The 8,364-nt window shown below is 70.6% G+C and carries 9 protein-coding genes and 1 riboswitch; of the genes, 3 read left to right on the forward strand and 6 right to left on the reverse strand.

The window, feature by feature from the left end; translation table 11 throughout:
• Positions 1-393 precede the first annotated feature (393 nt).
• The 3 genes from ACFU99_RS23870 to ACFU99_RS23880 are packed head-to-tail and all read right to left on the reverse strand — an operon-like array spanning position 394 to position 3,025.
• A complete protein-coding gene (locus ACFU99_RS23870) occupies positions 394-1,395 on the reverse strand; it encodes an ATP-binding cassette domain-containing protein (protein WP_384395158.1) in 1,002 nt (333 codons plus the stop codon).
• 33 nt (positions 1,396-1,428) lie between these two features.
• A complete protein-coding gene (locus ACFU99_RS23875; RefSeq protein WP_384395170.1) occupies positions 1,429-2,193 on the reverse strand; it encodes an ABC transporter permease in 765 nt (254 codons plus the stop codon).
• A 31-nt stretch (positions 2,194-2,224) separates the two neighbouring features.
• Positions 2,225-3,025, reverse strand: a complete 801-nt coding sequence (locus tag ACFU99_RS23880; RefSeq protein ID WP_384395160.1) for an ABC transporter permease — start codon at positions 3,023-3,025, stop codon at positions 2,225-2,227.
• A gap of 378 nt (positions 3,026-3,403) precedes the next feature.
• On the opposite strand from ACFU99_RS23880, the gene ACFU99_RS23885 reads away from it, so the two are divergent.
• Together ACFU99_RS23885 and ACFU99_RS23890 are read left to right on the forward strand one after the other, a co-directional pair.
• On the forward strand, positions 3,404-5,674 hold the full coding sequence (locus ACFU99_RS23885; RefSeq protein WP_384395162.1) for a transglycosylase domain-containing protein: 2,271 nt from the start codon (positions 3,404-3,406) through the stop codon (positions 5,672-5,674).
• A 139-nt stretch (positions 5,675-5,813) separates the two neighbouring features.
• Positions 5,814-6,458 carry a TetR/AcrR family transcriptional regulator gene (locus ACFU99_RS23890; RefSeq protein ID WP_384395164.1) on the forward strand — a complete coding sequence of 215 codons (645 nt, stop codon included), beginning with the start codon at positions 5,814-5,816 and terminating at the stop codon, positions 6,456-6,458.
• Between the two features lie 5 nt (positions 6,459-6,463).
• On the opposite strand, the gene ACFU99_RS23895 is transcribed toward ACFU99_RS23890, so the two are convergent.
• From ACFU99_RS23895 to ACFU99_RS23905, 3 genes are all read right to left on the reverse strand, one after another.
• Entirely contained in the window at positions 6,464-6,784 is a 321-nt protein-coding gene (locus ACFU99_RS23895; protein ID WP_384395166.1) for a DMT family transporter, read from the reverse strand.
• Between the two features lie 33 nt (positions 6,785-6,817).
• Positions 6,818-6,883, reverse strand: a riboswitch (guanidine-III (ykkC-III) riboswitch).
• 65 nt (positions 6,884-6,948) lie between these two features.
• A complete protein-coding gene (locus ACFU99_RS23900) occupies positions 6,949-7,251 on the reverse strand; it encodes a co-chaperone GroES (protein ID WP_048831771.1) in 303 nt (100 codons plus the stop codon).
• A gap of 131 nt (positions 7,252-7,382) precedes the next feature.
• Positions 7,383-7,703: a DUF3618 domain-containing protein gene (locus ACFU99_RS23905; RefSeq protein ID WP_030875214.1), complete on the reverse strand. Its 321-nt coding sequence runs from the start codon at positions 7,701-7,703 to the stop codon at positions 7,383-7,385.
• 132 nt (positions 7,704-7,835) lie between these two features.
• On the opposite strand from ACFU99_RS23905, the gene bcp reads away from it, so the two are divergent.
• Positions 7,836-8,303 (forward strand): thioredoxin-dependent thiol peroxidase, encoded by a 468-nt coding sequence (gene bcp / locus ACFU99_RS23910; protein WP_384395168.1) that lies wholly within the window; start codon positions 7,836-7,838, stop codon positions 8,301-8,303.
• The last annotated feature ends 61 nt before the right edge of the window (positions 8,304-8,364 follow it).

Raw genomic sequence — 8,364 nt, forward strand, 5'->3', positions numbered from 1 at the left:
TCGCGGCAGCAGCCAGCGGCGCAGCGCAGCGGAGCCAGCCCTGACCTCAGCCACCCACCAAGCCGCAGGCAGCGAACCGAGCGCAGCCCCGCCCCCTCCCCCTCCCCCTCCGCTGCCGGCGCCTTGGACCCGGAGGGTCCGAGACGAAACCCGCACCCGGCCGGGCGCAATGCCGCCCCACCCAACCACCGCCCGCGCTGTGGGCCGTAGGCCCGAGGCGAAACCCGCACTCGCCCAGGCCGAATGCCGCCCAGCGCGGCAGCACTCCAGGGAACCCTCGCCCGACAGACCGCCACCCTGCGCGTACCTCATGCACCTCATGCACCTCACACAAACGGCACACCGCGGCGACCGCCCCCTACCAGCAGCTACAACACCCCGATTTCAAGCCCACTAAACCGACCGCTCCGCGTACATCTTCGCGATGACGGCCTCGATGTCCGGTTCCCGTACCGACAGGTCCACCAGCGGGTACCGCTCCGCGACCGCCGCGACGATCGGGGCCGCGCTGTCGGTGGCGGCGAACGCCAGCCACTGCCGCGGGCCCTCGACCCGGACCGCGCGGGCCCCCGGCACGTCGTCGATCGGCGGCAGTTCGCGCTCCAGGTCGACCACGAGGGTCCGCTCGCTCTCGCCCACCGCGTGCAGGCCGCTCAGCCCGCCGTCGTACACGAGCCGCCCGTGGTCGATGACCATCACGCGCTTGCACAGCTGTTCGATGTCGGTGAGGTCGTGCGTGGTGAGCAGCACGGTCATGCCCTGCTCGGCGTTGACGTCCCGCAGGAAGTCCCGGACCTTGGCCTTGCTGACGACGTCCAGGCCGATGGTCGGCTCGTCGAGGTAGAGCACCTCGGGGTCGTGCAGCAGGGCGGCGGCGATGTCGCCGCGCATCCGCTGGCCCAGCGAGAGCTGCCGTACGGGCACGTCCAGCAGGTCGCCGAGGTCGAGGAGTTCGACGCAGCGGTCGAGGTTCTCCCGGTACCGGGCGTCGGGGATCTTGTACATGCGGTGCACGAGCCGGTACGAGTCGCGCAGCGGCAGGTCCCACCAGAGCGTGGTGCGCTGTCCGAAGACGACGCCGATGCGGCGCGCGAGCCGGGTGCGTTCGCGTGAGGGGTCGATGCCCGCGACGCGCAGCCGGCCGCCGCTGGGCACGAGGATGCCCGTCAGCATCTTGATGGTGGTGGACTTCCCGGCGCCGTTGGGCCCGATGTAGCCGACCATCTGGCCGCGCGGCACGGTGAAGCTGATTCCGTCCACGGCCCGGACCTGGTGCTTCTCGCGGCGCAGCAGCCCGGCCTTGCGCCGTACGTCGAAGACCTTCTCCACGCCGTCCAACTCGATGAACCGCTCGGGATCGCGCCCGTTACCGCTATCGCCATCACTGTCGTACATCGTGCGACTCCACCCTCGACACCCTCGGCACTCTCAACTTCCCGTGCTCCGATAACTTCTGAGGCCGGTCCGCCACGCCAGCCCGGCGAGCGCCGCCATGGCCGCCGCGACCAGCGGCCCGCACAGGCCGACCCAGCCCGGCAGGTGCAGCGGGTCCTCGCGGCCCAGCAGCCGCAGCGCGGGCAGCCAGTTGACGAAGGCGAGCGGCACGACGAACGTCACGCCGCGGACCAGGTCCTTGGCGAAGACGGTGGGCGGGTACTGGAGCAGCGTGTTGCCGCCGTAGGTGAAGGAGTTCTGCACCTCGGCGGCCTCGGTCGCCCAGAACTGGAAGGCCGCGCCCACCACGAAGACCGATCCGAAGATGACCGCGCCGCTGATCAGCATCACCGGGATGAGCAGCACGTTCAGCGGCGTCCACACCACGTCCGCGCCCGTCAGCCCCAGGACCAGCACCACCAGGCCCTGGGTGATCCGGCCGAGCCGGCGCAGCGCGAAGCGGTCGGCGGCGACCTGCGCGAAGACCGGCACGGGGCGGACCAGCAGGGTGTCGAACGTGCCGTCGCGCACGCGCTGCCCGATCCGGTCCATGGAGCCGAGGAAGAGGTCGGCGAGGCCGAGTGAGGTGCTCGTCGCCCCGTACAGCAGCGCGACCTCCGCCAGCGTGAACCCGCCGAGCGCCGTGACGTGGGAGAACATCAGCAGGATCGCGACGAAGTCGAGTCCGCTGCCGAGGAAGTTGCCGAGGGCCGTCATCAGGAAGGACGCGCGGTAGGCCATCGTCGAGCGGATCCACATCGCGACGATCAGGCCGTACGCCCGGATTCCGTCAACCACCCTGGACCACCGCCTTCGTGGTGGCGAGCGCCTGGAGGGCCCGGCCGGCCCCGAGCAGCACGACCGCCCAGCCCGCCTGGAACGCCAGCGCCGCGAGCAGTCCGAGGCCGGCGGACCGGCCGAGCAGGACGTCCACGGGCACCTGGAGCATCGCGGCCCAGGGCAGCGTCCGTACGACCTCGCCGAAGCCGCCGGGGAAGGCGTTGAGCGGCAGCAGCACGCCGGAGAAGAACATCGAGGCCAGCCCGGCGATCAGGGTGACGCCGGAGCCGTCGAGCAGCCAGAAGGCGCACAGGGCCACCAGATAGCGGACGGCGAAGCCGACGACGATGCCGAGGAAGACGGCGAGGAGGAAGGCCAGCCAGGTCAGCGGGTTGGCGGGGAGGGCGAGGTCGAAGGCGAGCGCGCCGACGGCCAGCGGCACGACGCCCCGGCCGAGCAGTTGGAAGGCGGCCCGGCCCAGTTCGCTCGCCAGCCACCACAGCTGGAGGTCGACGGGCCGGTAGAGGTCGACGGCGATGTCCCCGGAGCGGATGCGTTCCTGGAGCTCCTCCTGGAAGCCGCCGCCGAGCAGCGCGCACGCGGCGAGCAGCGCCTGGCTGACCCAGACGAAGGTGAGGGCCTGCGACTGGTCGTAGCCGCCGAGGTGGGGCCGCTCGCTCCACAGGGCGATGAAGGTGTAGGCGATGATGAAGCCGAATACGGTGTTGGTGAAGACGCCCGCGACGGTGGCGACCCGGTAGGTCGCGTAGCGCCGGAAGCCGTTCACCGCGACGGCTGCGTACAGCCGCATCTCGCGCTCTCCCTTGCTCTTGACGTACTTGACGTACTTGACGTGCTTGACGTACTTGACGTGCTCTCAGGTCTGTCGTGCCGCTGCGGCCATCCGGAGCCGGCCGGCTCCGTGCCCGCTCAGCGCGGGTCCCGGCAGCAAAAGGCCAGAGCCTAGCCAGATGATCGCGGCTGATGCCACATATTTTTCACTCGTCCGAGTGGACAGCGGGGGCCGAACGGCTCGTTACAGAGGTGTCACAGGTGCGAGCCGTCCCCTTTCCACGGAACGCATGGTGCGAGAGTGTTTTACGGGGCGTACCAGACATTTAGGGACGGCCCGCCACCATCCCGTCACGCCGGGCCGCGCCCTGGCGGCGGCCGAGGAGTCCCCACACACATGAGCGACCAGCAGCCAGAGCAGCAGCAGCCCGGCGACGGCGCCGCCACGACGGACGGCTGGCCCACGAAGAAGGCGGGCAAGCGCCGCCCCAAGCGCAAGGGCTGGCGCCGGCTGGTGCCCACCTGGCGCATGCTCCTCGGCGGCTTCCTGCTGATCGTGCTGCTCATCGCGGGCGGCCTCATCGCCGGATACCTGCTGGTCGACATCCCCAAGCCGAACGACGCCGCCGTCGCGCAGAGCAACGTCTACCTCTACGCCGACGGCTCCCAGCTCGCCCGCGACGGCGTGGTCAACCGCGAGAACGTACCGCTCAGCAAGGTCCCCAGTACCGTGCAGCACGCGGCGCTCGCCGCCGAGGACCGCGGCTTCTACTCCGAGTCGGCCGTCAACCCCGGCGCGATGGTGCGCGCCGCGTGGAACACCGTCCTCGGCAAGGGCAAGCAGTCCGGCTCCACCATCACCCAGCAGTACGTCAAGAACTACTACCTGGGCCAGGAGCAGACCCTCAGCCGGAAGGCGAAGGAGTTCTTCATCGCGATCAAACTCGACCGCGAGGAGAGCAAGGACGACATCCTCCAGGGCTATCTGAACACCAGCTACTTCGGCCGGAACGCGTACGGCGTCCAGGCCGCCGCCCAGGCGTACTTCAGCAAGGACGTCGACGACCTCACCACCGCGCAGGGCGCCTACCTCGCCACCCTCCTCAACGCCCCCAGCGCCTACGACATCTCCGCGCACCCCGAGAACAAGCGGCGCGCCGTGAACCGCTGGAACTACGTGCTCGACGGCATGGTCAAGGAGAAGTGGCTCGGCGCCTCCGAGCGGGCCGCCATGAAATTCCCGACGCCCGGCAAGGCCAAGCCCGCCGCCGGCATGTCCGGCCAGCGCGGCTACCTCGTCGAAGCCGTCAAGGCGTACCTCACCAGCAACAAGCTCATCGACGAGCAGACCCTGGCCTCCGGCGGCTACCGCATCACCACCACCATCGACAAGAAGCGCCAGAACGCCTTCGTCACCGCGGTGCGCGAGCAGCTCATGGACAAGCTCAGCGACTCCCGGAAGGTCGACTCGTACGTACGGGCCGGCGGCGCGTCCATCGACCCGTCGACCGGCAAGGTCGTCGCCCTCTACGGCGGCGTCGACTACACCAAGCAGTACGTGAACAACGCGACCCGCCGCGACTACCAGGTCGGCTCGACGTTCAAGCCGTTCATCTTCGCCTCCGCGGTGCAGCACGGCTCCACCACCCAGGGCGGCGCCACGATCACCCCCAAGACCGAATACGACGGCACCAACCGCCGCCCGGTGCAGGGCCCCAACGGCCCCGTCGGCTACGCGCCGCCCAACGAGGACGACGTCTCCTACGGCCGGGTCACCGTCACCAAGGCCATGGACAAGTCCGTCAACGCCGTCTACGCGCAGATGGCCGAGGACGTCGGCACCCAGAAGGTCAAGGACACCGCCACCGCCCTCGGCCTGCCGAAGAAGACCCCCAACCTCAACGCCTTCCCCTCCATGGCCCTCGGCGTCGCCACCGCCAGCGTCCTCGACATGACCCAGGCGTACGCGACCCTCGCCGGCCACGGCGAGCACGGCACGTACACGATGGTCACCAAGGCCACGAAGGGCTCCGAGGAGGTCGAGCTGCCCGGCCGGGAGAAGAAGCGGGCCGTGCCCCGCGAAGCCGCCGACACCACCACGTCGATCCTGCGGAGCGTCGTCGACAACGGCACCGGCTTCGCCGCCCAGGCCGCCGGACGGCCCGCCGCCGGCAAGACCGGCACCGCCGACGACGACAAGGCCGCCTGGTTCGCCGGCTACACCCCCGACCTCGCCACCGTCGTCGCCGTCATGGGCCAGGACCCCGACAGCGCCGTGCAGAAACCGCTGTACGGGGCAGCCGGCCAGCCCCGCATGAACGGCGGCGGCCCGCCCGCCCAGATCTGGGCCGCGTACACCGCCGCCGCGCTGGAGGGCGAGCCCGCCGAGGACTTCGACCTGGACCTCGAAAGCGGCGGCGAGGCCCCCACCGACGAGCCGACCACGCCCTCCGAAGCACCCTCCACCTCCGCCTCGACCGAGCCCACCGCCACATCCGGCCCCCCGACCTCCGTCAAACCCACCACCCCCAGCAAGCCGCCGACCTCCGCCGCCCCGCCCACCGAGGCCCCGACCCTGCCGACCGGCGTCCCCACCCCGCCCGCCGAGACCTCCGGCCCCGACGAGGGCGGCGCGTTCGGCAACCAGGACTCCCTGCTCTACCCCTAGGCCGGCCCTGGACAGCCCTGGACAGCCCTGGGACAGCGGCGTCGCGGACGCCTGGGGAAAGCGGGCGGCGCTGCACGCTCTACCTGTGGCGATAGGTTGTCACCCAAGGCAAGCGCAGTCAGAGGGAGCGTGGTGGGTGATGGGCGCAGCCAAGTCGAGCCCCCGTGAGCGGTACCGGGACCAAGTACGTACGGAGATCAAGGACCACGCCCGGCAGCAGATCGCCGCCTCGGGGGCCTCCGGACTGTCGCTGAACGCGATCGCCAAGCAGATGGGCATGAGCGGCCCCGCCCTCTACCGCTACTTCGCCGGCCGCGACGAACTGATCACCGCCCTCATCAGGGACGCGTACCGCAGCCTCGCCGACACCGTCCAGTACACCGCCGCCGGGGACGGCGCGGGCCTCGCCGAACTGGCCCACACCCTGCGCGACTGGGCCCTCGCCGACCCCCAGCGCTACTTCCTCATCTACGGCACGCCCGTACCCGGCTACCACGCGCCCGACGACGTCACCGCCATCGCCGACGAGATCATGACCGCGCTCCTCGGCGCCTGCGGCACCCCGCCCGAGCGCCCCGCCACAGACCTGGAGACGCACCTCGCGGGCCACCGCCACTGGGCACACGAACACCCGGCGACGCCCGCGACACTGCGCCGCGCGCTGACGACCTGGACCCGGCTGCACGGCGTGCTCTCCCTGGAGCTCGCCGGACACTTCACCGGCATGGGCATCGACCCCGCCGTGCTCTTCGCCTCCGAGGTGGACGACCTGCTGGCGTCCTGATCACTTCAGTGGCCGGAGGTCGCCTTCAGACCGACGACGGCCACCAGCAGCAGACAGACGAAGAAGATCCGGGCCGCGGTCGCCGGCTCGCCCAGCACCACCATGCCCAGCACCGCCGCACCGGCCGCCCCGATGCCCACCCACACGCCGTACGCCGTGCCGATCGGCAGCGTCTTCGCGGCCTGCGAGAGCAGCAGCATGCTCGCCGCGATGCCCGCGACCGTGAACACGCTCGGCCACAGCCGGGTGAAACCCTCGGTGTACTTCATACCGATCGACCAGCCGACTTCGAGCAGACCGGCGATCGTGAGCAGAATCCATGCCATGACGGCGCCTCCGTGAAAACGAGCTTCAACAGGGGTGCGTCGTCTTTGCCTACCCGGTACGGCGCGTCTCGTCGGGTTCCCGCCAACCGTAGCAAAAGGCATACGAAAAGGGCTGGTGACCTCGGCCACCAGCCCTCTCGCACAGTGCGATACCAGTGCGGCCGCTACAGATACAGCCCCGTCGAATCCTCGGAGCCCTCCAGCCGCTCCGCCGCCACGGCGTGCAGATCCCGCTCGCGCATCAGCACATACGCCACGCCGCGGACCTCGACCTCCGCCCGGTCCTCCGGGTCGTACAGCACCCGGTCGCCCGGCTCCACCGTCCGCACGCTCTGCCCGACCGCCACGACCTCGGCCCAGGCCAGCCTGCGGCCGACCGCCGCGGTCGCCGGGATGACGATGCCGCCGGTCGACCGGCGCTCGCCCTCCGGGATGTCGGTACGGACCAGCACCCGGTCGTGCAGCATCCGGATGGGCAGCTTGTCGTGGGTGGGATTCTCGCTCACGCCACGAAGGTACCTGCCCGGCACGCCCACGCGGACACGGGACCGCACAAGTAGGGGTCGCCGGACCCGATCCGTACGGGAAAAGGGCGGCGCTAGTCCCGGCGGCGGCGCGAGGAGAGGGCCAGCAGCCCCACCACACCCACCACGAGCAGCGCCGCCGGCACGATCCGCTCCACCCGCGGCGCGCCCTCCGGCGAGACGAACTGCGCCCGCGCGTCGGAGACCACGCGATTGACCGCGACGTACGCCCGTCCCGCGGTGCGGTCCACGGTCGAGGCCACCTTCGCCTTCGCGTCGCCGACGATCGTCGACGGGTGCACCCGCACCCCGATCTCGTCCAGCGTCACGGCGAGCTCCTGCCGCCTACGGGCGATGTCCGCCTCGATCTGCGCAGGGGTCCTGGCTTCCGACACCGCGCTGCCTCCGTCATGTCGATGTTCCGTGGTGGACAGTCTGTCAGCTCCCCCGCGCCTACGCCCCACAGCACCCCCGATCGGGGACGTGGCTACGCTCGGGGGCACAGCCACCCAGCCACGAGGAGAGTCATGAGCGAGCGACTTCAGCCCGGCGACACCGCCCCCGCCTTCACCCTGCCCGACGCCGACGGCAAGCAGGTCTCGCTCGCCGACCACCGCGGCCGCAAGGTCATCGTCTACTTCTACCCCGCCGCCCTCACCCCCGGCTGCACCAAGCAGGCCTGCGACTTCACCGACAACCTCGAATTCCTCGCCGGCCACGGCTACGACGTCATCGGCGTCTCCCCCGACAAGCCCGAGAAGCTCGCGAAATTCCGCGAGGCCGAAGACCTCAAGGTCACGCTCGTCGGCGACCCCGACAAGAAGGTCCTGGCGGAGTACGGCGCCTTCGGCGAGAAGAAGCTGTACGGCAAGACGGTGACCGGCGTCATCCGCTCCACCGTCATCGTCGACGAGGAGGGCAAGGTCGAACGCGCCCTCTACAACGTCAAGGCCACCGGCCACGTCGCCAAGATCATCAAGGACCTGGGGCTGTAACCGAACCGCCCCGCACCACCGGCGCACCGGCCTCCGGCGACTCCGGCAGCTCCAGCACGGC

The organism is Streptomyces sp. NPDC057654 (genome assembly GCF_042800135.1).
Classification (GTDB): domain Bacteria; phylum Actinomycetota; class Actinomycetes; order Streptomycetales; family Streptomycetaceae; genus Streptomyces.

Coding starts and splice junctions, on each gene's coding strand:
- ACFU99_RS23870 (WP_384395158.1), bottom strand. CDS start 1,395: ATGTACGACAGTGATGGCGATAGCGGTAACGGGCGCGATCCCGAGCGG.
- ACFU99_RS23875 (WP_384395170.1), bottom strand. CDS start 2,193: ATGTGGATCCGCTCGACGATGGCCTACCGCGCGTCCTTCCTGATGACG.
- ACFU99_RS23880 (WP_384395160.1), bottom strand. CDS start 3,025: ATGCGGCTGTACGCAGCCGTCGCGGTGAACGGCTTCCGGCGCTACGCG.
- ACFU99_RS23885 (WP_384395162.1), top strand. CDS start 3,404: ATGAGCGACCAGCAGCCAGAGCAGCAGCAGCCCGGCGACGGCGCCGCC.
- ACFU99_RS23890 (WP_384395164.1), top strand. CDS start 5,814: ATGGGCGCAGCCAAGTCGAGCCCCCGTGAGCGGTACCGGGACCAAGTA.
- ACFU99_RS23895 (WP_384395166.1), bottom strand. CDS start 6,784: ATGGCATGGATTCTGCTCACGATCGCCGGTCTGCTCGAAGTCGGCTGG.
- ACFU99_RS23900 (WP_048831771.1), bottom strand. CDS start 7,251: ATGCTGCACGACCGGGTGCTGGTCCGTACCGACATCCCGGAGGGCGAG.
- bcp (WP_384395168.1), top strand. CDS start 7,836: ATGAGCGAGCGACTTCAGCCCGGCGACACCGCCCCCGCCTTCACCCTG.